Source organism: Pseudoalteromonas sp. S554, assembly GCF_005930865.1.
In the GTDB taxonomy this organism is placed as follows: Bacteria; Pseudomonadota; Gammaproteobacteria; order Enterobacterales; family Alteromonadaceae; genus Pseudoalteromonas; species Pseudoalteromonas marina.
In genome coordinates, this window is the sequence record NZ_PNDV01000008.1 from 41,745 (window position 1) to 65,334 (window position 23,590).

Annotated in this window: 17 protein-coding genes; 7 read left to right on the plus strand and 10 right to left on the minus strand. The window is 41.4% G+C overall.

Annotated elements, in window-relative coordinates:
- Positions 1-61 precede the first annotated feature (61 nt).
- Together CWB65_RS03920 and CWB65_RS03925 are read right to left on the minus strand one after the other, a co-directional pair.
- Positions 62-1,951, minus strand: a complete 1,890-nt coding sequence (locus tag CWB65_RS03920; RefSeq protein ID WP_006792530.1) for a monovalent cation:proton antiporter-2 (CPA2) family protein — start codon at positions 1,949-1,951, stop codon at positions 62-64.
- A 119-nt stretch (positions 1,952-2,070) separates the two neighbouring features.
- On the minus strand, positions 2,071-4,467 hold the full coding sequence (locus CWB65_RS03925) for a PKD domain-containing protein (protein ID WP_008131891.1): 2,397 nt from the start codon (positions 4,465-4,467) through the stop codon (positions 2,071-2,073).
- Positions 4,468-4,717: 250 nt separating this feature from the next.
- On the opposite strand from CWB65_RS03925, the gene CWB65_RS03930 reads away from it, so the two are divergent.
- From CWB65_RS03930 to CWB65_RS03940, 3 genes are read left to right on the plus strand one after another with little or no spacing between them, the layout of a single operon-like run.
- Entirely contained in the window at positions 4,718-5,374 is a 657-nt protein-coding gene (locus CWB65_RS03930; protein ID WP_008131893.1) for an ABC transporter ATP-binding protein, read from the plus strand.
- A complete protein-coding gene (locus CWB65_RS03935; protein WP_138739941.1) occupies positions 5,367-7,808 on the plus strand; it encodes an FtsX-like permease family protein in 2,442 nt (813 codons plus the stop codon). Before CWB65_RS03930 ends, CWB65_RS03935 begins: the two co-directional genes overlap by 8 nt.
- A 7-nt stretch (positions 7,809-7,815) precedes the next feature.
- Positions 7,816-8,925 (plus strand): lipocalin-like domain-containing protein, encoded by a 1,110-nt coding sequence (locus CWB65_RS03940; protein WP_008131897.1) that lies wholly within the window; start codon positions 7,816-7,818, stop codon positions 8,923-8,925.
- A gap of 82 nt (positions 8,926-9,007) precedes the next feature.
- Here the strand turns inward: CWB65_RS03940 and CWB65_RS03945 are convergent, their stop codons facing one another.
- The 8 genes from CWB65_RS03945 to CWB65_RS03980 all read right to left on the minus strand — a co-directional run bounded on the left by CWB65_RS03945 (position 9,008) and on the right by CWB65_RS03980 (position 17,516).
- Positions 9,008-9,901, minus strand: a complete 894-nt coding sequence (locus CWB65_RS03945; protein WP_008131898.1) for a DUF4097 family beta strand repeat-containing protein — start codon at positions 9,899-9,901, stop codon at positions 9,008-9,010.
- Positions 9,902-10,106: 205 nt separating this feature from the next.
- Complete coding sequence (locus CWB65_RS03950; RefSeq protein ID WP_138739942.1) at positions 10,107-12,638, minus strand: TonB-dependent receptor plug domain-containing protein; 2,532 nt, start codon at positions 12,636-12,638, stop codon at positions 10,107-10,109.
- A gap of 290 nt (positions 12,639-12,928) precedes the next feature.
- Positions 12,929-13,774: a DUF4198 domain-containing protein gene (locus tag CWB65_RS03955; protein ID WP_138739943.1), complete on the minus strand. Its 846-nt coding sequence runs from the start codon at positions 13,772-13,774 to the stop codon at positions 12,929-12,931.
- 35 nt (positions 13,775-13,809) lie between these two features.
- The gene (locus tag CWB65_RS03960) at positions 13,810-14,319 is read right to left on the minus strand and encodes a DUF2271 domain-containing protein (RefSeq protein ID WP_138739944.1); all 510 of its coding nucleotides are present in this window, start codon (positions 14,317-14,319) and stop codon (positions 13,810-13,812) included.
- Complete coding sequence (locus tag CWB65_RS03965) at positions 14,319-14,951, minus strand: PepSY-associated TM helix domain-containing protein (protein ID WP_039038175.1); 633 nt, start codon at positions 14,949-14,951, stop codon at positions 14,319-14,321. The genes CWB65_RS03960 and CWB65_RS03965 overlap by 1 nt, the downstream gene beginning before the upstream one ends.
- 134 nt (positions 14,952-15,085) lie before the next feature.
- Entirely contained in the window at positions 15,086-15,481 is a 396-nt protein-coding gene (locus tag CWB65_RS03970) for a YbaN family protein (protein ID WP_138739945.1), read from the minus strand.
- Positions 15,482-15,613: 132 nt separating this feature from the next.
- Positions 15,614-16,927: a porin gene (locus CWB65_RS03975; RefSeq protein WP_039038176.1), complete on the minus strand. Its 1,314-nt coding sequence runs from the start codon at positions 16,925-16,927 to the stop codon at positions 15,614-15,616.
- Positions 16,928-17,033: 106 nt separating this feature from the next.
- Positions 17,034-17,516, minus strand: coding sequence for a MarR family winged helix-turn-helix transcriptional regulator (locus tag CWB65_RS03980; RefSeq protein ID WP_008131907.1), 483 nt, complete (start codon positions 17,514-17,516; stop codon positions 17,034-17,036).
- A gap of 429 nt (positions 17,517-17,945) precedes the next feature.
- Between CWB65_RS03980 and CWB65_RS03985 the strand changes: the two genes are divergently transcribed.
- From CWB65_RS03985 to CWB65_RS04000, 4 genes are all read left to right on the plus strand, one after another.
- Complete coding sequence (locus CWB65_RS03985; RefSeq protein ID WP_138739946.1) at positions 17,946-18,800, plus strand: D-hexose-6-phosphate mutarotase; 855 nt, start codon at positions 17,946-17,948, stop codon at positions 18,798-18,800.
- Positions 18,801-18,859: 59 nt separating this feature from the next.
- Positions 18,860-19,393 (plus strand): PH domain-containing protein, encoded by a 534-nt coding sequence (locus tag CWB65_RS03990; RefSeq protein WP_008131910.1) that lies wholly within the window; start codon positions 18,860-18,862, stop codon positions 19,391-19,393.
- Positions 19,386-20,945, plus strand: a complete 1,560-nt coding sequence (locus CWB65_RS03995) for a PH domain-containing protein (protein WP_138739947.1) — start codon at positions 19,386-19,388, stop codon at positions 20,943-20,945. Before CWB65_RS03990 ends, CWB65_RS03995 begins: the two co-directional genes overlap by 8 nt.
- A 126-nt stretch (positions 20,946-21,071) precedes the next feature.
- Positions 21,072-23,522 (plus strand): TolB family protein, encoded by a 2,451-nt coding sequence (locus tag CWB65_RS04000; protein ID WP_249365015.1) that lies wholly within the window; start codon positions 21,072-21,074, stop codon positions 23,520-23,522.
- Positions 23,523-23,590: the final 68 nt, after the last annotated feature.

The window sequence follows — 23,590 nt, forward strand, 5'->3', positions numbered from 1 at the left end:
GTGTGGTATTTATTAAAAGTGCTATTAACTCATGCTAATAGCACATATCAATTTTTAGACACTACTCCAAATGAGCATCATCAGGCTTTTTAGGTTTATCAGCGAGTTCTGTTAGGCCGTCTTCACAGTCGCCGCTATCGCAGGTATTTAAATCGCTTTGTGCTTGCCTGTCTTGCTGTAATACTTGCTTTAAATCTTCCATACGTTGGCGCACGGCTACGCCGTAGCTGGCATCGTCGCCCCATAGTTCGGCAAGTTGTACAACCGCAGCGCGATCGTGTTCTCTAAACAGCTTACCGGCGCGCTCGGCGTCTTGTTTGTTGTTTCCAAGTAGCTCGAGTGCTTCTACGGCTAAATTAATAGCTGAGTCGACGGTTTCGCGGTTAAAGGCATCTACTTTTAAATTAAGTAATTTGTAAGCGTGGCGACGGTCTATTGCGCGGGCAACAATTTTTAATTGTGGGTAGTTTTTGTGGGCAAGCTCAATTATTTCAATAGTTTTGTCAGGGTCATCAATGGCAACAACCAGCATTTGTGCGGTATGAGCGCCTGCAGCTTCAAGGAGTTCTTGGCGGGCGGCGTCGCCATAAAATACGGTATTACCAAAGCGGCGTAGTAATTCTATTTGGCTGGGGCTGTGATCGAGTACTGTTATTTCGTAGCCTTGGGCGTGTAATAAACGGCCCATAATTTGTCCAAACCGTCCGTAGCCCGCAATAATAACGTGTTTAGCTGTGCTAATTTGTTCAGGCTTGTCGAACTCTGGCGCACTGGTATGGCTGCGCTTTTCGAGTTGTTCGTACATCATTAACAACAGCGGCGCTACTAACATGGATACGGCGACGACCAGGGTCACTAAGCTTGTTTGTTCTGGTGTTAAAATGGCCAGTGTTGTGGTTACGCTTAATAATACAAAGGCAAATTCGCCGCCTTGTGCAAGGGCTAATGCAAATAGTAAGCGCTGTTTTTTACTGATGTTAAAGGTAATGGCAAGGGCATATAAAATACAGGCTTTTACCACAATAAGTAATGCAACAAGTGCGATAACAGTTGAAAACTCACTAGCCAATAACTCAAAGTTAATAGAGGCACCTACGGTTATAAAAAATAACCCGAGAAGTAGGCCTTTAAAGGGCTCTATATCGGCTTCGAGCTCATGCCTAAATTCACTTTCGGCAAGGACTACCCCTGCTAAAAACGTTCCTAATGCTGGTGAAAGCCCAATACTTTGCATAACAAGAGCAATAGCCACCACTAAAAATAGCGCAAAAATAGTGAATATTTCACGCATGTGAGTTTTAGCTATGTATCTAAATAATGGGGCTGATACGTATTTACCACCGGCAATAATGGCTGCGATCACGCCTACTGATACAGCAACTTGTTGCCATACTGGCCAGTTGGCAATAATAGAATGGCTGATTTCTTTAGAGCTACTTGGTGGAGCAAAGGCAAGCAATGGCAGCAGTGCCAAAATAGGAATAATGGCTATGTCTTGAAATAATAAAACTGAGAATGCATTTTGGCCGGCTTCGCGCTTTAGCCAGCCTTTTTCTTCAAGGCTTTGCAGTACAATAGCGGTTGACGATAACGCGAGCATTAAACCAATAGCGAGTGCGGTTTGCCAAGGCATGGTAAAAAACCAAAAACAAAACGCAAAAATAACGGCGGCAGTTAGCACTACTTGCAGGCCACCGAGTCCTAATATTGAGTGGCGAAGCTTCCATAAGCGGGAAGGTTGCAGTTCAAGGCCAACTAAAAATAGCATCATCACTACGCCAAATTCGGCGAAATGCATTACATCGGTTTGATCGCCCACTACCCCTAATGCATAGGGGCCAATGAGTATGCCGGCAATTAAGTAACCCAGTACCGAGCCAAGGCCCACTCGCTTGGCGATAGGAACCGCCACAATAGCCGCAGCTAAGTATATTAACGCTATTTCTAACACGTGCTTACCTTATTAACGTTGAGATAAATAGCATGGCTTAGGTGCGTATAAAATACAATGAGTTATGTGGATATATGCTGTTATTTGTTGTGTGCGTTTTAAAAACGCACACAACAAGGCTAAATATTACATATGTTTATAATAGCTGATCTTGGATCGTCAGACGCTGAATAAAAAATAGTAATAGGCCAATTATAAGTGTTCTCAACGTTGCTTTCGGTTACCGTCACCTCAAATTTAGCAGTTGCTGGTAGGTCTATAAGCAGTTCGCTATCTAGGTAGGTGCTTCCTGATTTTTGCAAAACGAGTGCCTGAGTTTGGTTAAATTGATATTCAAAACGTGCAGAGGCTAGCAGTGTTTCGGTCATGTTAAAGTTTACGTTAATGGTATCTGGCCCGGTAAACTCAGGACATACAAATACGGTAACCTCCACGCTTTGAAATACGGGTAAACTGTTTTGTTCTAAGTCTATCGTAAAGTTATTTTGGGTAATTGCGGGAGAGTTATAGATGGCATTAGCAAGGCGCGGATCGTTGCTGGTTATAGTAATGTTTTCACCTTCAGCTAAGTTAAGTGTTTCGTTAAACTGACCTGCGCTATTTGTGGTGTACGGCACATTGTTAATTGTGAGTTTGGCATTACTAATTGCGGTTCGTTGCACGTTGGTAATTTGCCCTTTTATGTTGCCCGTTATTTGCGATGAATTAGTAGCTGTAACCGAAAACTGAGTAATGGCTTGGTAGTTGTCAACATCAGTTACCGTGAAAGTTAAGGTGTAGTTACCAGTTAGATCAGGTGTTAATTCGGTTATGTTTTGGTTGGTGCTACTTAAATTAGCAGATGAATCTGTTGGTGTAGACAGCTCCCAGACATAACTGAGCGAGGTACCTTCTGGGTCATAGCTTTGGCTTGCATCAAAGGTAACTGTACTACCAACGGTGCTATAACGGACTAGCTCACCGGTATACATAATAACGGGCTGGGCGTTTTGCGTAACATTAATAGTGAGTGTTTGCGTGTCTGAAAACTGCTCGCCATCATTGGTTTTAAGTGAAACAACAACTTGCCCTTCCGTCGGCGCACTAAGTGTGGGCGCTGAGCTACTTGTACTGCTTAATACAGCTTGATTTGACGACGAAACTATTTCCCAATGGTAACTTAAAACGGCGCCTTCAGGGTCGTAACTGGCTGAGGCATCTAAGATGGCTTGCTCGTCAACACTAATTGAAGGTTTGTAACTTACTAAGGTAACTGGTTTTTTATTATCCTTTGCATGTAGCACCGAGGTTGCTTGTGGTGAGCTGAGTTCACCGTCAGATACAACTAGGGTAACAACGTAATCGCCTTCAACATCAGCAGTAAGCGAAGGGGTAGCCGATGTGCTTTGCTGTAATTGCGCAGTGCTGTTTTCAGGCTTTGCTTGCAGTTGCCAATTATAAGTTAGTGGATCGTTATCGGGGTCGCTACATTGCAGGCATTGTAGGGTAGTTAATGTATTTAAGGTTATGTCTGCTTGTTCTGTAAGAACAGCAATAGGCGCTTTGTTTTCGGTGGCAACGGTTAGGGTTACTTGTGCGGTATCACTTAGGTTACCTTCATCGGTTACGCTAAGATAGATTATGTAATCACCTAACTCATTCGATGCAAAGCCTGCATTTTTGGCAATTGCATCAGATAAACTTGGAACGCTGTTCTCAGGCTTAGAGGTTATTGCCCATTGATAACTTAGCGTGTCGTTTGTATCCGGATCGGTACTTTGTTCACCATTTAGCGTTACGAGTTGGTTGGGTGAAAGTGTACTGTTTTGAACCGAAATCACGGCATTTGGCGCAGAATTTACAGTAAGCTGCTCACTTTTTATAAGTACGTTACTGCTGGCAGTATCGCCAACTGAGTTAGTAATAGTTAATTTAACGCTATACTCGCCTACTTTATCGGCAATAAATTGGCTGTTAACTCGGTTGCTGTTTTCAAGCAGTGTGGTGCTTGATGTCGGCTTGTTGGTAAATTGCCATTGGTAGCTATTAATTACCGCATTAGTAGCGGTGCTTTGTGCTGCTGTTAATTTAACTACATCACCTTGTTTTACAGTTTGTGTGCTGCCTGCGTTTGCAATGAGCTGTGCGTTTGAGGTAACGGTAATTTGTTTGCTTACTACAGAGCTTGAAATTTTGCCGTCGCTTACTACAAGTTCTAACGTGTAGTCTTGCGCCTGCGATACCGAAAATTCAACAGTGCGTTGGTTGTTGGTATTAAGCGATATGTTTTGTTGATTATTTGTGCTACTGAGTTGCCACTGGTATGTGAGTGTGTCGCCGTCAGGATCGCTACTATTTTCTGCACTAAAAATAATAGGTGTATTGATTTTATATTCTGATTGTTCAGTACTTATAACAGCCACAGGTTGCGCATTTGTGCTGACAGGAGGAGTGACTTGCTTAGTGTCAGAACTACCTGAGCCACAAGCAGCCAATGTAAACAAAGTGGGTAATATAATTAAAAGTGTCCGTTTCATATTAATATCCTTATAAAGTTGATATCAATATGTACCCAAAATAGATATAAAGCAAAAAATAAAAACAAACTTTTGTAGTTACTGTTAGGCGCTATGCAGTTATTTGGGTTTTAGTTGCTGATTTAGTTAAATAAATGCATTTACTATGAGTCAAAAAATTAATCAAAAATCCGCTTAAGTGACCGTATTACTGTTATGGTATCGTTTATATAACGGGCCGTATTTTTATTACAGGAATAACCTTTCTTTTATGATTTCGCTAAATAATGTGTTTTTTACACGCCAAGATGGTGGCACAAAACGACAAATAATTAATGATTTATCGTTAACTATTTTACCCGCTGCACACATTGCTTTACTGGGTGATAGTGGCTCGGGCAAAACAACATTATTAAATTTATTAGCCGGTTTACTGTCTCCTGATGCAGGAACTATTACGGTTAATGAGCAAAAAATTAGTGAATTGACTACCAGTGAGCTTGCACTTTATAGGCGTAAAATAGGGATTATTTTTCAGCATTACCAATTACTCAGTCCGTTAAATGTAAAAGACAACATGTGCTTTCAAGCAAGGCTTAATGGGTTATCGCCGAGCGACGATGAAGTAAATACAATGGCTAAAAAGCTAGGTTTAGAAGGCAAGCTTACAGCGATGCCTGAACAGCTATCAGGTGGTGAGCAGCAACGAGTAGGAATAGGCCGTGCGCTATTAAATAAGCCCAAGCTACTATTGGCTGATGAACCGACCGGCAACCTTGATGCGGCTCGCTCACTCGATATCGTTACGCTATTAAAAAGCTTGTGTGAAGAAGAGCAAATAATACTAATTATGGTCACTCATAGTCAGCAATTGGCTAATCAATTTACTACGCAACTATTTTTAAAAGATGGCCAAATTAATGGCTGAACTTAAACTTATATTAATAACGTATATGCAGTTTTATCGCCGCCATGTAGGGCTGTTATTACTGTTTTTTATTGGTTTTAGTTTAGGTGCGGCATTACTGACTGCAATACAAGGTTTAAACCTGGAGGCCGGTAAGCGCTACCAACAAACTACAGCGTTGATTGCAAACCCTGTGACGCATTTTATACGCCCTGTATTAGGTGAAAACAGGTTGCCCAACAGTATGTGGTCGCGCATTAGGGCCGCTGGTTTTACGCAGGTTCAACCCGTTTTAGAAGGTGTAATTGAAACCGATAAGCAGCAAAAGCTCGCACTTAGAGGTGTCAATTTATTGCAATGGCTTACACAAAATACCGACAGCTCAGCATCAGCATCAGCATCAACAGCAAACAATAGCTACTCCGGTTTTGAACAGCTACTAAATACTGTTTATATCGATCCTAAATTAATGCAGCGGCTAAATTTAAAAAACAGCCGTATTAATATAAAAATGGGCGATGCCACCCGCACTTTAACGGTAAGTGAACTGCAAGGTTTAGGCATGACCATGCTGGTGGACATTAGTCTTGCTGATAAATTACTGCGTGCAAATGGGGTGATAAGTTACTTTGAAGTAAGTGGTTTAAATAGTAAACAAGCAGCTAAGTTAAACGCGTTGCTAGGCGAGCAAGCACGCCTTGAAGCTGCGCAAGAGCAAGCTTTTGACGCGCTATCGGAGGCGTTTTTCTTTAATTTACAAGCGCTGGCATTGTTGGGTTATGTGGTAGGTGCGTTTTTAAGCTTTAACGCAATTAAGCTGGCATATAATGCGCGCGCTCACTTACAGCAGCAAATGTGGGTGTTGGGGTGTCAGCGGTCGGCGTTAATTAAGGCGCTGGCTATTGAATTAACGTTACTTAGTTTGTTTGCGGCTGTGTTAGGTGCGATATTAGGCGCGGCACTAGCAAACGCCTTGGTTATGGATGTATCGGCCACTCTTCGAGGGCTTTACCAACTAGATAGAAGCTTTGTAGTCAGCCTTGATAGCAGCATGGTTGCCAGTGGCTTTACACTTAATATTTTTGTTTTGTTAGGATTTTTAGCCAGCCAGTCGGCTCGATTAAGTACTGTTTTAGCGCGTATTAAATGGCCAATGTTAATACTTGCCATTACAGCAACCAGTTATTTAGCGCTAACGGCAAATACCAAAATGGGCGCCTTGTTGCTGTGTGTTTGTGTGCTACTGCTCTTTTTTGTGGTTACGCCACCGATAGTTAAAGCTGTATTTAAGCTGCCATGGCCTACGCAAAACCCGATTATTCAGTGGTTAAAAGCCGATAGCATAGTGCAATTACCTGCATTGTTGAGCTCAGTACTCGCTATTTTAATGGCGATGGGTGCCGCTGTAGGTATGCAAATTATGGTTGGCAGTTTTAGCGACACCTTAGATACACACCTTGAAAAACGCCTAAGCGCCGATTTGTACGTAAGGCCAGACCAAAACATTCAAGCATTAGGAACCAAACTGACTGAACTCCCAGAAGTTGAAAAGGTGGGCGTATATTGGTCAGCTAACAGTGAGCTTAAAACACCTAAAACCATGGTTGCTGTTGATGTTATGGCATTTGGTGCAACGGCCAGTTACAACCAACATCTTACTTTGTTAAACAATAAAGCACCTACATCTACAGTATTTGAAAAAAACAAAAATGGGATTGTGGGTTGCTTAGTGAATGAACCCGCCTTGCTGCAGTACTCGCTTACAGTCGGTGACGTAATAACCCTAAGGCAGCATATTAATACACTAACGTGCCAAGTACGCGCTGCCTATTATGATTACGGCGAGCAAGGTTTAAATGTGGTAGTCACTACAACTGCGCTAGTAAATAGCAGCTTAAGTTACACCGAGTATGGTTTATCGCTATGGCTAAAGCCCAATAGCGACGTAGACGCCATAGCCGAATATATTCAAAAACAGCACCAATTAGATAGCCAACAAGTCATTGCCAATCAGCAGTTTAAGCGCTTTGCTAAGCAGTTATTTGGTAAAACTTTTTATGTTACTCAGGCGCTTAATATATTTATTATGCTGATTGCATTATTTGGTATGTGGGTGAGCTTTTTAACCCTGGGGCGGGGGCAATTGCAGCCTATGGCGGTATTACAAACGTTGGGTGTGACTCAACTGCAATTATTGGGTGCAAAAATATTGCAAGCCGCGCTTATTATTTTAACCACCTTGTTATTGGCTATACCTTTGGGACTTTGCCTTGGGTGGGTATTATTAACTTACGTAATGCCAATTGCCTTTGGTTGGACCATGGCCATGACCGTTAATTGGCTGCAATTAGGTGGTTTTACTGTGCTTATATTTATTTTAGCCTTATTTGTGAGTGCGTTACCGCTAATAAAATTAACGCGAAGCGCAGTTGCCGATAATGTCGCCAAGTTATAGGACTTACATGAATAGACTAAAAGCAGCCGTTATCTTTGTTTTTATTGGCACATTAAGCGCGTGCCAGCCAGAAGTAGAGCAATTAAGTAAAAATAAACCAATGCATAGCGGATTTGCACAGCAATTTGGTGAACCTGTAAATAAACACCAAGGGCTGAGCTTTCCACGCGACCATGGGGCGCATCATCAGCAAGGTATTGAATGGTGGTATGTTACTGCTAATTTAAAGGCCGATAATGGCGACACCTTTGGTGTGCAATGGACTTTATTTAGGCTCTCTGTTGATGATCAAAACACTGCAACTGAAACGTCGCCATGGTGGAACGGGCAGCTGTATTTTGCTCACTTTGCAATACAATCAGATACCCAGCACCATGCGTTTGAAAAGTATGGTCGCTCGGGGCAAGTTAATATTACTGCGCAGCCATTTGAGGCTCGCTTAGATGATTGGCAGTTAGCAAGTAAAGAGGCAGCATTTTTACCGCTTAACTTGAAGGCGCAGCAGGAAAATTACAGCGCTAATTTGGTGCTGGCTAATAGCCCACTTGTAAAACATGGCGAGCAAGGTTACAGCCAAAAAACGCATCAGGGGCATGCCTCTTATTATTACAGTTATCCGTTTTTACAAGCCAAAGGCAACATTACATTTGCGGGTGAAACGTATCAAGTAACCGGAGATGCTTGGTTAGACAGAGAGTGGTCTTCGGCGTTAATTGATCCGAGCCAAAATGGGTGGGACTGGTTTAGCATTCAGGCTGATGATAAAAAGCAGGGTGGTTTGATGGCATTTTGTATTCGTAATGGCAAGCAAAGTTATGATTACTGCAGTGCATCGCACATTACTTCCGGTGGGGTTGTGCGCGCTATTGCAAATAATGACGTGACCTTACAGGTATTAAAAACATCTGAGCTTACAACCCAAACGGCGCAAACAACGCCAAGTAATAAATCCTACCCTATTAAATGGCAGCTTAATGTTGAGGGGTTTGAGCCTATAACCATTGAAGCGCGTAACCCCGATTCACGTAATCAATTGAGTATTCCCTACTGGGAGGGGCGAATTAAAACCCAAGGTGGTTTTAAAGGTAAAGGTTATGCAGAGTTAGTTGGCTATTAGTGGGTTATAAAGTTTTTAAAAAGAAATGCACTTAAGCCCATGCTAAGTGCATTTTATTATTTAAAGCTTGATACACCTGATCTTATTGGTTGTATTTTACAGGGCCGTTAATATTATCAATGCTTACATCGCCCGAGCCTGCTTCAGTAATAGTCAATGATTTTGCATGATTAACACGAATACTGCCCGAACCATCTTCGATGGTAACGTTTGCATCAACATGCTCAATGGTTAAGTCGCCCGAGTTATCTTCAACGTCTACAGCGCCATTAATATGTTGTATTGCTATGCTGCCCGAACCGTCTTCAACGGTTAATGTACCACGTACATTGCTTACACTCATATCGCCTGATCCATCATCAATATTTGCATTGCCATTCACGTTATTAATAGTAATGCTACCTGAGCCATCGTTAAGCTCTAGGTTGCCGGTAATGCTTTGAAGCGAAATATCACCCGAGCCATCGTCTATGTTTAAATTTTTAGCGCCATTGATTGATAAGCTGCCTGAGCCATCTTTTACATCAATATTATTTGTCATGGCGTTAATAGTTATATCGCCCGAGCCATCATCAATATCTAGCTTAAGGTTGTTAGGGACGGTGACCACTAAATTAATGCTTGGCGATTGACCGCTGTAAAAGCTAATTCCATTATTACTTGTATTTTGGGCAACAAGCTTTGCTTTGGTTCCACTCTGATCGAGTGTGAGTTCGTATTCGTCGTCAATATCGGCTGTGTAAATAGTGGCGTCAACATTAATACTGGTTGCTGTTGATGAGCCCATTATTTTAAGTGAACCTGCGCCGCTTAATACGTCTAGATATTCAAGGTTATTGCTAGGTAATGTAAGTTGTTGTGTTTGTTTTACCGATGCAACGCTTGGCGAAATATGAAACACGCAGCCACTTAATAATAAAATACCGCTAATTAGCGAAAGTGGTTTAGCAATGGTAGATACAGTTGATGAGCTCATGGTTAGTCCTTTTAATGTGACGTTATTTGTTAATATAACAAGACTAGAGCAATAATGGGGCCTAAATTTAAGTGTTTGTTTTATAATGAATTTGATTTTTTGCTAAAAATTAAAAGACTAATTAGTGGTTAAAATTACTAACTATTAATAAAAAGGATGCATAGCGCATCCTTTTTGTTTTAACGACTGGTTTTAATTATACAAATTAAAAGCTATAAGTAATGTTACCGTATAAAAAGCGGCCATCTAAACTGTACGGTGTATAGGGTGTGTACGGGAATATTTGGCTAAAGGTAGAGTAACCAATGTTATCGACCGTAGCTTGCGGGTATTGGTCAAATAAGTTATTGGCACCCAGTGCAAATTTCCATTCGTCATTAGGACGATATGCCACTTCTAAATCGGTTATCCATTTAGCGTCTAGGTATTCATCGCGATCGCTTGTTGTGGAAATATCAGCAACTTCACCGTAACGTGTTGAACGTAACGTTGTTTGCCATTCGTTAAAGTTCCACACGGCCGACAGATTCAGTTTGTTGTCTGGTGTGCCTTCTTCAAAACGACCTACTTCACGGCGTGCAAATACAACGTAGTCGTCACCTAAAGAGTTTAGTTGTTCAGGATTATCGTCAACGTGTGTCACTTCGGTGTCGTTAAAGTTAGCCGCTGCGTTTAAGCGCACATCGCCAAAGTTATCTAACTGAAGTAGGTAAGTTGCAACAATGTCTACGCCTTGCGTGCGCGAGTCGATTGCGTTAGTAAAGTAGCGTACGCTTTCGGTATTTAACTCACCAGCATCCGTTAAAATTTGTTGTACTGCGGCACCGCTCAAATTTTCAGAGAGCACAATACGGTCATCAATATCAATACGGTAGGCGTCAACCGTTAAGCTAAAGTTACCTTGGGTGTATACAAAGCCAGCAGTTAAATTAACTGAGTCTTCAGCGTCTAACTGTTTTGCGCCAAGGGCTTGCGCTGCGGGTGCATCTGTTGGGAATAGGCCTACTTCAAACGCTTGGTTGTTTTCAAGTACGGTTGAAATTTGGCGATACGAGCTTTGTGCAAGCGATGGTGCACGGAAACCTGTGCTAATTGCCCCACGTAGCGATAAGTTTTCGTTTACGCTGTAACGTGTTGCAAGTTTTGAGGTAAAGGTGTTGCCAAAGTCGCTGTAATCTTCGTAGCGGCTTGCTAAAACCATGTTCCAGTTTTCGGTTAGGTAGGTGTCAAACTCAACAAATAGTGCAACGTTATGGCGGCTTTCATCGGTTACGCTTTCTGGACCAAAACCCGAAAGTACCTGCGCGCCACCGGCAGCAATTGGGTTGCCATTGCTATCAAGTGCAGTAATGTAAGAGGCTTCTTCACCTTGTTCTATTTTATAGCTTTCGTGGCGGTATTCAGCACCTAGAGTAAAAAATACGTCGTCAGGTAATCCTAAATCAAGGGTTGTGCTGGCATCACCATTGACTATAAATTGGTCATAAACTAGTGCGCCGTTATCAAATTCGGTGGGGCTGGTGGCACCCAAAGACGTATTTAAGCTATTTACAACGCCCAATGCAAAGTCGTTGCGGCCATAGTTGGTACTTACATCCCATGTCCAGTCGCCTGTTTCACCTTCTAGACCTAGGGCAAATGAGTAGTCTTCAACATCGGTTTCAATTTGCGGTAAAAAGCCATCTGGGTAAAGTGCTAATACGTTACGGCTGTCTTGCGCACGGCGGTAAAAGCCACCTGAGTTACCTTCTCGTTTTGAGTAGCTACCAAATGAATACAGGTTAAGGCTGTTATCTAGCTCGTAACCCATATTGTAAAATAAAGCGTAATCTTCAAGGTCAGCTTTACCAAAACGATGGTTGTAACGTTTAATAGTAAATTCGCGCGGGTCTAGGCTGCCATCGTCAAGGCGGCTATATTGCTCGCGAGGGTCAAAACCAGAGCGTTGTGTTGGGTTGTTATCGCGGTATTCAATCGATACGTTTACAAAGCCGCTGTCTGATAATGCAAATCCAGAGTTAGCGCTAATTGTGCGTGTGGCGCCATCGCTAATTTCGCGGTCATCACCTAGGTTAAATGCAAGATCACCGTTTGCATCTGCGTAGGTGCTTTCTAAGTTCGGTGCGCCCGCCATTTGTGTATCGTATTCACCATAGGTTACGCTTACACTGCCGCCTTCAGAGGCATCCTTTAAAACAATATTAATCACCCCAGCAATGGCATCAGAGCCGTATTGCGCTGCAGCGCCATCGCGAAGTACTTCTACGCGCTTAATGGCTGATGTAGGGATCATGTTTAAATCTACCGCAGTAGAGCCTCTGCCTACAACACCCGCTAAGTTTAAAAGCGCGCCAGAGTGACGGCGTTTACCATTGATAAGCACTAAAGTGTGATCGGGCGCTAAGCCGCGCAGTACAGCAGGTTTTGCATGGTCTGTTCCATCACCTAAAGTGGCACTTGGAAAGTTAAAGCTAGGCACTTGGCTGGCAAGAACTTGGCTAATCTCAAGTTGGCCTGTGCTTGCCATGTCGCTGCTAGTAATAATATCTACTGGCACTGAGCTTTCAGCAATACTTCGCAAACTACGGCGAGTACCTGTTACTGAGATTACTTCGATATTCTCTTGTGCCTGAGTATCTTGCTCTGCTGCATTAGCTGTAACAAAAGAGCCGCCAAGAGCAGAGGTTACGGCCAGGCTAAGTGCTAATTTATTGGCTGATAAACGCTTAAAAGTCATTTATGTTCCTTAAGAACGTCGTTGTTTTGGTGAGTTTGAAAAAGGAGCGAATCATATAGAAGCGCTCAACTACGTGCAAAGATAAAAACCATCTATGTTATTCACGTTTTTAATAAGTAAGGCCACTGTTTACGTACGTTACAGACGGTTAGATCGTTACTGTTGTAATCTTGTGGCGAATGGTTGAGAAATCAATAAAAGTAAAAGAGAGATTGAAAAAAGTGATAGGCATAAAAAAGCCAAGTTAAAAACTTGGCTTAAAAAATACGTTTAAATAAATGCCAAAATAATTACTCAGGCGCTACTTCAAGCGTTGTAAATAAAGCATAACGACCTGAGTCTACGCCTTCTTCCTTTACATCAACTTCGGTGGCGGTTTCAATTAAATAGATACCCGGTGCGTTCCATATTGTTGTAAAGAAGCCGTTTTTATCGGTGGTTACTTTTACTTCGCCACGTTCGTTACGGTAGCGAGTGTCGCCTCTTAAAATATTTACTTCAATACCTTCGCCTGCAGGCTTGCCGTCTTGTAGTAATTGAAAACGCGCTTGCTCGCCTACAAATAAATCGTTTGGATGGGTTGGGCCACTTAGTTCAAGGCCTAAACCTAATAATGCAGGCTTAGATGTACCGTTACGGCTTACAAACGTGTCTACCGTTGAAATCACTTTAGTGGTGCGTACGCCTTGAGCGTTGCTAGGTAATTTAGCGTCTGTTTTTTTGCCAAATACACGTTTTCGTTTACCTTCTTCATCTTTATAAAAGGTCATGTACATTGGCTTTTGTGTCATTGCAATGTGGTAGGTGCCCTGTTCAGTTAAACTAACTGCGGCTGAGCTTTTGCGTTTTAAGTAATAAGCACGAATAGTGTCGCTAACCGGCTCGCCGTTTGGCATAAGCGCCATGAGTAATGTGTCGTCCCATTGAGCGTCTTTTTCTTTTGGCTTAAAGGCTTTATCGGGGGCAAACATTTCGTTAGAAATACTCGCATCAATCATTACATAATGCGCTTTATCGCCAGAAAGTGAGGTGTGTGATGGTAATAACCAACGGCCATGTGCGCTGGCTGATGTAGATACCAGCGCTGATAAGCTAAGTGCGCCAATTAATGCTGTTTTTAATAAATTAATTTTCATTTTTCTGTCCTTTAAATTCGAATTATAAATAGCTACTACTTAGCGTTTACGGTAACAAAACTGGTTGAAAACTCTTTTTTACCATCGATGGTAATTTTACCTGGGTTTGTTAAATCGAGTTCAAGGCGTTGGTAATCACGACCGCCTTCTTCACGAACAACTTCAATATTTAAAAGGTATTTACCCGGCGCTACGGCGTTGCCGTCTAAATCTTTACCTTGCCAGTCAATTGTATAAGTACCAGGTCGCTTAGTTGCACCACTTATGCCGTCAAAGTTAATATTGGTTTTGCCTGCTTTACGCCACCATTGGCGTAAGTCTTTAAACCATTCGGCTTTTTGAACCCATAGTGCAAGCGTTGTTACGTGTTTGCGCTCTGGTGTTTCTAGCCATACGGCAACGTACGGCCGGTGGTAAGGTTGTACGTCAAGATCGGGTAGGGTGAGTTCAATTTCTAGCTGTGGCGCTTGTGCCTGAACCGTTGTTTGAAATAGTGCGGCAACCATTAATAATGCTGCGCTAAATACAGTACTAACTTTTAACATTAAGACACTCCTTTAATTTGTGGTACCCAGCATAAATAAATAACCAATGGCGTTGCGATGCCTAAAACGGTTATCCATATACCTGCTAAGCGTTTTTTTCTGTTTTGAAACAAAATAATCATGCCGGTAATGGCAAAAATAATCATCAATACCGCTGAGATATCAATTACCCAGCTCCATACTTCACCGGTGTAGCGACCTTTATGTAAATCGCCAATAAGGCTTAAAAAGCCGCCTGTTTGGTAATCGAGGTTTAGCTCGCCTGTTGTAAAGTCAAGCTCAGCGTAAGCAAAACCGGCCGGAAGGGGATAGTCGAGCATGACAAGTGCGTCTTCTTTTTCCCATTCAATACTTTTTACCTTGGTGAGTGAGTATTGTGTAGCTAGATAAGCTTCTATTTCTGGGTAAAGCGAAGGCAGTGTATTTAGCTGTGCGTTGGCTTTAGTTACAAGCTCAGCTGGAATAGTTGCGGTGACTTGCCCGTTACTTTTATCGTTTTTAAGCCAGTCAACATGGTTAAGTACAATACCGCTAACGCAAAATAGAATGAGTAAAAAAAACAAAGCGGTAGAAATATAAATATGTAGGGCACGGCTTGTACTGTACAAAGCTCGCTTATTAATAAACGACATAAATAATTTAATGTAATAAAATTTATTACATGATAATGATTTGCATTACTTATTACAAATTTACTTACGTAACTTTACATTAATATTTTAAATAACCTGAATTCAGGCTAAATGTTAGTGCGTTTAAACGAGGTTTAATGCTTAGGGGGGTGTGAGGGTCTTAAAATAAGGTAAATCATAACCGCAATTTCTATTGCTGCTACAAGGTATACAACCCAATTAGGTGCTGTTGAGTTAAGTAAAAGTATAAAGCCAATAAGCATACCAATAGCGGCAAAGTACTTAGCTTTAGTTGGTACCACTTTGTGAGCTTGCCATTGCTGCAAGGTAACACCATAGCGAGGATGATTAAGTAACCAATTTGCAAGTGCAGGAGATGAGCGAGTAAAACAAGTGAGCGCCAAAATAAAAAATATAGTCGTGGGCATGACCGGAAGCATAATGCCTACAATGCCTAGCGCCACTAAGGTTAAGCCTAGCATTTTTAACCCTATGTTTTTGTAACAGATAAGTGACGATTTTATATTCATTGACGGCGCTATAGTGAGTGGCGACTAATTTAAAGTGTAGGCCAATTTTACATTTATTATAAAGCTAAAACGCTATTCCAATAAAAAAGGACATACCCAGTATGCCCTTTTTTGTAGACTAAACAGTAGTTATTAAAAATAATAACCAATGTTTATATTAAAGCGTTTTTCTGTTTCGCTGCTATCACCGGCAATCGATCCACCAACGAAAGGTTGGTTTTTAGCATGTACAAAATCAAAGTAGGTAAACAAACCGCCAGCGGCTACAGAAACACCCGTCACGTTCATCCACGTATCTGCGCTGTTGTCAGATTTATCGTAGATAATCCCGTAATCGTTATAAAATTGTAGGCCTGTCACTGGGCCCCACTCAACTGGCATGCTGTAAGCGATGTTTGCATTGGTCATGGTTGCTTCTGCGGCAATACTGTCGTAAAACGAGTAAGCACCTACGGCCATACGATCAATATTATCTATGTCGTAGTTGTATTCACCATGTTGAAGCTGAAAGTTCCATGCATCAATATTGCTATTTAGGTGCATAGCCCATGCATAATAGTCGCCTGCGCGGTCATTACCGTCATGTAACCCGCCAGATAACGCAGAAAAACCTAACTCGGTTGTGCCGCCGTCATGTTCAAAATGGTAACCGTAACGGCCCGAAAACGTATTGTATTCGCCTATTTGGGTTGCAGGTTCTGCGTAAATGCCGTCTTCTGGGGCTCTTACGCCAACTACATCGTATGAATAGCGATCGCTGCGGTTGTCAACGTAGCCATCTACGCCACCAAGCTCATCGTTTTTGAAAAAGCCAAGATCTAATTGCCAGTTATCTGCAATTTTACGTTTAAACATGATGCCTAAATCGTGATCATCTTCTAAACCGATGTAATAGGTGGTGTTAAAAAACCAGTTGTGAGAATTATAAGGCCAGTTACCAAAGGGTACTTTGGTGATACCTGCTTGTACTTGCCAATCGTCTGCAAAATCGTACGCTGCATAAGCATATTTTACTGCGGTCATGTAATCAAAAAAGCGAATTTCTGCGTTAAGAATAACGTCGCCTACATCACCAGAAAAATTAAGTCTAAAAACGTCAAAATCGAAGTCGCCGCCGCGGTCTTCGTTATCGTCATCATACGATGCATAACTAAAGTTTGTACGAATAGCACCGCCGACCTTTATGCCGCTGCTTTTTTCTTTCGGAGCTTCTGCCACCACAACGTTTTGGTCAGCTTTTTTCTCGATAAGTGCAACTTGCTCTTGGTGTTTTTCGTTAATTTTTTGCTGTTTAGATTTTTCTTCAACTAGTTTTTGTTCAAGCAGCTTCATTTGCTGCTGTAGTTGTTTTAATTGACTTTGAAGCGTGTCGATATCGGTGGCGTAAGAAGTACTCGAAACACTACCTAAAATAAATGCGAGCGATAATTTTGAGAGTTTGGTCATATTAGCTGCTTCTTTTCGTTTGGTTAAAAATAAAAACCCAAGATATTAATAACACATTGGGTTAAGAGCTTAGTACAAAACCATTATATTTTTTATTGTTCGTTTTTTATTCTTTAGGCGCTTGTGTAAGTGCGCCCACTTCAAGCAAAGGAGATGCATCTAATTTATCTGCATCCATCATGGCTGCAATACGCTGCATAGATGAAAGTAATAAAGACTGCTCCCATTCAGCCAGACCAGAAAACTTTTCTATGAAGTGTTCTTGTAATGGTTGAGGGGCTTTAAGTAGTAATTCTTTCCCTTTTTCGGTGAGGTGTAAGCTCACTCGACGTTTATCCATTTGGCTTCGAACGCGTGTGACCAGATCTCTGCTTTCAATTCTGTCGAGAATATTAGTTACGGTCGCTGGGCTTAAATTTACATTTTGCGCAATGCGGCTAGCAGTGATGCCATCAGTTTGAGACACTTCGTGCATTATAAGCAGTTGTGGGCCAGTTAAGCCGGCTGTTTTATTAAGTTGCTTTGAGTGTAAATCAATCGCTCGGATCACTTTACGTAAAGATACCAATAACTCGTCATATTTTTGCATGTGTTTATCTCGTCGAAAAGCGATGCTTTGCCATAATCGCGAAATGTTACACATCAAATAAATTGAATTCAAATTAAAAATTTAATTTTTTACTGCTGTTACTCGTTTTTATTAATTAGAGTAGAAACTAATTTACCTTAAAGCAATACCCCTTTAATTAAGGGTTTTTTAATAGGTGGGAGTGCTTAGTTAAGCATTTTAGCTACGTTTGAACTATTAAATACACGGCTCAAATTGCTTTTTTACAATTCATTTTATGCGTTTAGTGTGTAATTAGTTAAAGTATAGATTAAGTAAGTGCATGATATACAACTATCAATATGCTCACAATGATTGTCTGAATAAGCAAAAACTTATTTGCTTGGTTTATACTTTACGTTATATGTAAGAGTATTGAACGTTGTGATTATTAATATTAAAGGGAAAGGCATGAAATTATCGCCATCAGTGAGCATTGAACACACCGAAACCGGTCTTGAATTTATTAATATTGAAAGTGATTTGTGCGATGCAAAAATATTTTTGCAAGGTGGTCAAATTACGCAATTTACACCTAAAGGTAAGCAACCTCTTATTTGGGTGTCGGGTAATGAAACGTTCTCAGAAGGCATGAGTATTCGCGGTGGTATTCCTATTTGTTGGCCTTGGTTTGGGACACATGCTAACGGTGGTTGGCCTGCACATGGTTTTGCCCGAACCAGCTTGTGGCAAGCTGATGAGGTTAATGAAACTGAGGAATGTATTACTGTGAGCTTAAAACTACCCATGAAGTTGGTGAACGCTGAATATTGGCCGCATCAGTCGGCATTGAAGGTGGAATTTGTTTTAAGTGATTCGCTTGAGGTGAGACTAACCACAACAAACTTAGGCGATACGGCGTTTAGCTATACACAAGCGTTGCATACATATTTTCCAACGTCAGATATTACTAATACACATGTTGACGGCTTACAAGGCGCGCAATATATTGAATTTGCTGAAGGACCTTTTACGCAACAAGCGGTTGTTGGATTTGAACGTGAAACCGACATGGTTTACACCCAAGCCACACCTATTCAATACATAAATACCCCCGAGGGAGTTATTAAAGTTGGGCGAGCAAACTCTAGTTCGTGTGTGCTTTGGAATCCGTGGATTGAAAAATCAAAGCGCTTGTCTAATTTTGCTGACGATGAATACAAAACCATGTTATGCCTAGAAGCCGCCAATGTATTAGATGATGCTGTTACCCTTGCACCACAGCAAAGCCACACGTTGGTAACATCTATAGAATGGGTAAAATAAGGGATGCCTAATTAGGCTTTGTGTACGAATAAAATAATAAAAACAGTATAGGAAATAGTGTGTTTAACAATCAGCAAATAACGGATTTACCACAGCATAAAAACATTGAATTTAAAGCGCTTGCCGATAAAGCGCTGCTGCATGCACAACTTAACTGGTTAGTGTTTTATATTCCCTTTAGCGCAATATTAGCCGCAATTTGTTACTTCAACGAAAATTTTGCGAATAACGCGCAAACGTACTTATTAATTGGTATGCCTATTTTAATTCTCGCTTCTATGCTTTACAGCGTTGCGAGTATTAAATTGCAAGGTGTGGCTATGCGTCAGCACGACATTGCGTTTAAAAAAGGAATTATTTGGCAGCGGGTTACTATTTTACCGCTAGCGCGCGTGCAGCACATTGAAATACACCGTGGCCCCATTGAGCGAAAACTGGGTTTAGCCAGTTTAAAATTGTATAGCGCCGGTGGTATGAGTGCCGATTTGCAGGTAAGCGGGCTTACACACACGGATTGTAAAAATATGCGCCAGTTTGTTCAAGATTACCGCCAAGAACAAACGTCTACTCAGGCTGTACCAGCCGATGAGTGATTTTACACCTCATACCACACAAACGGATGCTGGCCAGGCGCCATTGTGGCAAAAGGTATCGCCTTGGGCACTTGTGTATTTTGTTGTCCATTTTGGTGTGCGTTTTGTGCGCGACGGCATATTTAACCTATTACCGCTTGGTTTTGTATTTGTTACACAAGTAGAAAACAAACTCTTCTGGGGGCAAATTGCAGCAGCAGTGGCTGTAAGTGCTTTGCTTTTATACTCGGTTTTATATTACAGAAACTTTAGGTTTTGTATTTCAAGCGATAACGAAATACTACTCAATAAAGGCGTTTTTAAAAAAGAACGTTTAACGCTTAAATTTGAGCGAGTACAAAATGTAAATATTGCTGAGCCTTTTTACTTTAAACCAGTAACGCTGGTTAATTGTATTTTTGATGCGGCAGGTAGCGCGGCTCAAGAAGCTGTATTGCCGGGCGTAACCCAAGGTTACGCAGAGCAAATGCGAAAGCAAATATTTGCTTACAAGGCCCAACAGCAGCTTGAGCCAGACAGTGAAGTAGAAACAGACGAGGCTACTGAGCAAAGTAGTTTGTTTATTTCTAACAAAGAAATAGCCAAGTTTGGTTTAATGTCAAACATGGCTATTTTAGCGCTAGCAGCCATTGCACCACTCATAAATGTGGTAGCCGATGTGCTTGAAAAGCAATTAATCACAAAAGTAGAAGGCTTTTACGAGCAAGAACTTGGACTTGTAGCCAGTGCAGCGTTATTTGCTATATTCACAATGTTTGTACTTGTGGTACTTATTGCCGTTTTGCTTTCGGTGGGAATGTCGCTGATTCGTTTTTATAATTATCAGCTTTATTTTAAAGGTAAAAAGTTTAAACGCATTGCCGGTTTATTAGAGCGCCACCAGTTATCTATGAGCTTAGATAAAGTGCAGTCGATTGTCATTAAGCAAAATATTATTGCCCGGTTACTTAAGCGCTTTACCGTTGAATTTTTGCAAGCGAGTAGCGGTGGTGCAATGGCGGGTATGGCCGCTAAAAAAAATAAACAAACCTTAGTTTTACCTGTATTAAATAACGAGCAAGTAAACAGCGTATGCCAGTGGATTTACCCGTGGTTTAACAACAGCGCACTGGCATTTAAGCAGGCAGAGCGAGCACTTTGGTATAAAAACTTAGTCTTGTATGCATTGTTACCTAGCTTACTTGTGGCTGTGTTTTGTTATTTTAATGAGTTTAATTACTTTATCAGCGTGGGTGTGCTTACTGTATTTGCTGGCTTAGTTACCTTGTCGTATCAACGTTATGGTTACTATTTACATGAAGATGATGGCCGATTTTACATGGTTGTACGTAAAGGCATGATTGGCGTACATTATCGCGTGTTTGAACTATATAAAGTACAAAGTGCTAGCAGCGAAAGTACCTATTTAATGCGAAGATCAGGATTGAAAAGCCTGTATATACAACTTGCTCATGGCTTTGCGTTTATGCCATACATAAAAGAGCAAGACGCTGATTTTGTGATTGATTTTACGCTTAAACAGGCTGAGTCAGACACTCGTAGTTGGATGTAATTTCTGCAAACAATAAAGTATGTGCGAAAACACATTTGCACATGCTTTATTACACTTTTTTACTGCAAACTCAGTGAGTTTAATAATACTCTAAGCATTATTGAAAATGCTACTTAAGGGATTATTGTGAAAAAGTCACTCATTGCCTCAGCTTTGTTGCTCGCTGCCCCCGCGTTCGCTGCGGATTGGCAAACCATTCATACCGAGCATTTTAATGTGCACTACAGCATTGAGCATATTGATTTTGCTAAATCGACCGCGGTTGAACTTGAAATAGTTCGCACGAAAGTGCTTGAACAACAAAATCGTGCACTCGATGAAATAGTCGATGTTATCGTGTTTGACCCCTTAAATGCGGCGAACGGGTTTGCCTTGCCTACATCAAGCAACCCAGTAATGGCACTTTTTACTACCCCGCCGCAGTCTGATACGGTGATTTCAAACAGTTCTGGTTGGCAGCAGTTACTGGTGTTGCACGAATACATTCATTTAGTGCATTTGGCCCAGCCTACACGCAACCACTGGCAGCAAAAAGTGCGCGGTTTGTGGGATATTTACGATTTAACCTACAGTGATACGCCGCGCTGGGTTGCTGAAGGGTATGCAACGTTAATTGAATCTAAAATGACCGGACGAGGGCGCTTATTTGATAATTACTCTGAGTCGATATTACGTGAATTTGCTCAACAAGGTGCGCTACCAACCTATGGGCAATTGAATAGTGATAATGGTTTTATGGGTGGCTCTATGGCCTATTTGATGGGCAGTCGGTTTTTATATTGGCTAGAGCAAACATTTTCTGAGCAAATACTTGATAGTGTATGGACCCGAATGCAGGCAGTTAAGTCGCGTGATTTTGATGAAGCATTTGAAGGTGTGTTTGGCCAAAGCGCAGCGAAGCTATATCGCCGTTTTATTGCTGAATATACGTATAATGCCATGCAGCAAGAGCAAGGAGAGCAACCACTTGATAGTGAGCTATGGCTAGAGCTTGATTTATACGCAAGCAATCCAGCACTTTCACATGATGGCAGCAAGCTTGCAATAGTAGAGCGTGATGCCAAGCGTAATACTAAGCTCGTTATTTATAGCACCGAAGATAACACCAAAGCGATGGAGAGCTTTGAAAAGGCACAAAATGAGTTAATTAAGCAAGACCCACTCGATATACCAGATTCGCCACCGAGCGTGTTTAAGCGTGAACAAAAGCAAGTGCTTAATCAAATAAATCGGGCAGGTATAGCCAACCCGCAATGGGTAAATAGCACGACACTGTATTTTAATGCTTATAGTACTGAAGAGTCGGGCATTTATAATCGGGTGTCTGATATATTTAGCTATAACATTGAAACCGGCAACGTAGAAAAGCTAACCGAGTTTGCAGGGCTAAGACGCTTTAATGCAACAAGCGACGGTAAAGCAGTGTATGCAGAGCAAATACGTGATGGCTATTCTGAATTAGTAAAAGTTGATATCAGCACCGGCACCATAACGCCGTTGTTCAAAAAAAGCTTAAATACTGCATACGATTACCCCACGCTTAGCCCCGATAATAAAAAATTAGTTTATTTATCAGCTTCTTTAAACGAAAACTGGCAAATGTATATACAAGATGTTGATGGTGGTATTAGCCGGCCTGTACCTATGCCAAACGGGTATCAATATTTAACTCAACCTAGCTTTAGTGACAATGGCGAATCAATCTATTTTGTTGCGGGATTAAATAAAACGACTGATATTTATAATTACCATATAGCCAGTAATACCCTAAAGCGTTTAACACATGGGCAAGAAGCGGTTGCCCACCCCATTGAAATGCAAGATGAAACGCTGCTTTATTTATCGATTAATGCCGACGGCCCTGATGTAAAAAGCCTAGCGAATACCAGTATTAAAACGACGGTGACCGATTTAGCTGCTAATAGCAAAGCCCCGCTATTAATGGTTAATGAGCACACGTTGCCAGAGGCTAAAGTATACACGCAAGAAGTTGGCGAACAGCGCGATTATGCGGTACTCGATCAGCACGCAACCTTTGCGTTGGGCTCTCAGTATTTTTCAGCATCGACCAGCTTATTAAGTATGGGTATTAAAAGCAGTGATTTATTAAAGCAGCTAGACCTGCAAGCCGGTTATAGCATTGACTTAAACGATGATGCATTACATGGCGGGTTTGTAAACGCTAAATACAATGCGCTTGATGTTAAGTTTAAACTCGCTTTGTATGACTACAACTTAGATACCTCACGCCAATATCAAGCTTTAAGCCCAAGCAATTTAAATAACGAAATAGATGCTCTTGGTGGGTTTGTAGCAATGAGTTATCCACTTAAGTTTGGCCAATTAAGCTTAACCCCTGAGCTTGCTTATAACTATACTGATTACAAGCAAAGCCATACTCGTTGGACGCGTGTCGGTTTTGCTCAACGTTGGCAATATGACCGCCAAACGTTTGCTATAGGACAGCGTGTTAATGCTCGTTGGTACGAAGGTAAAGGTGAAAACAATTGGCAAGGTTATGATCTCGATGCGAGCGTATTTGGGGTTCTAGGGATTTTCCCCTCTAAAGTAACATAAATCGCCATACTCACCATATTTAAAGGCATACAAAGGTGGGTTACTTCTCCAAAGTATGGCAAATAATG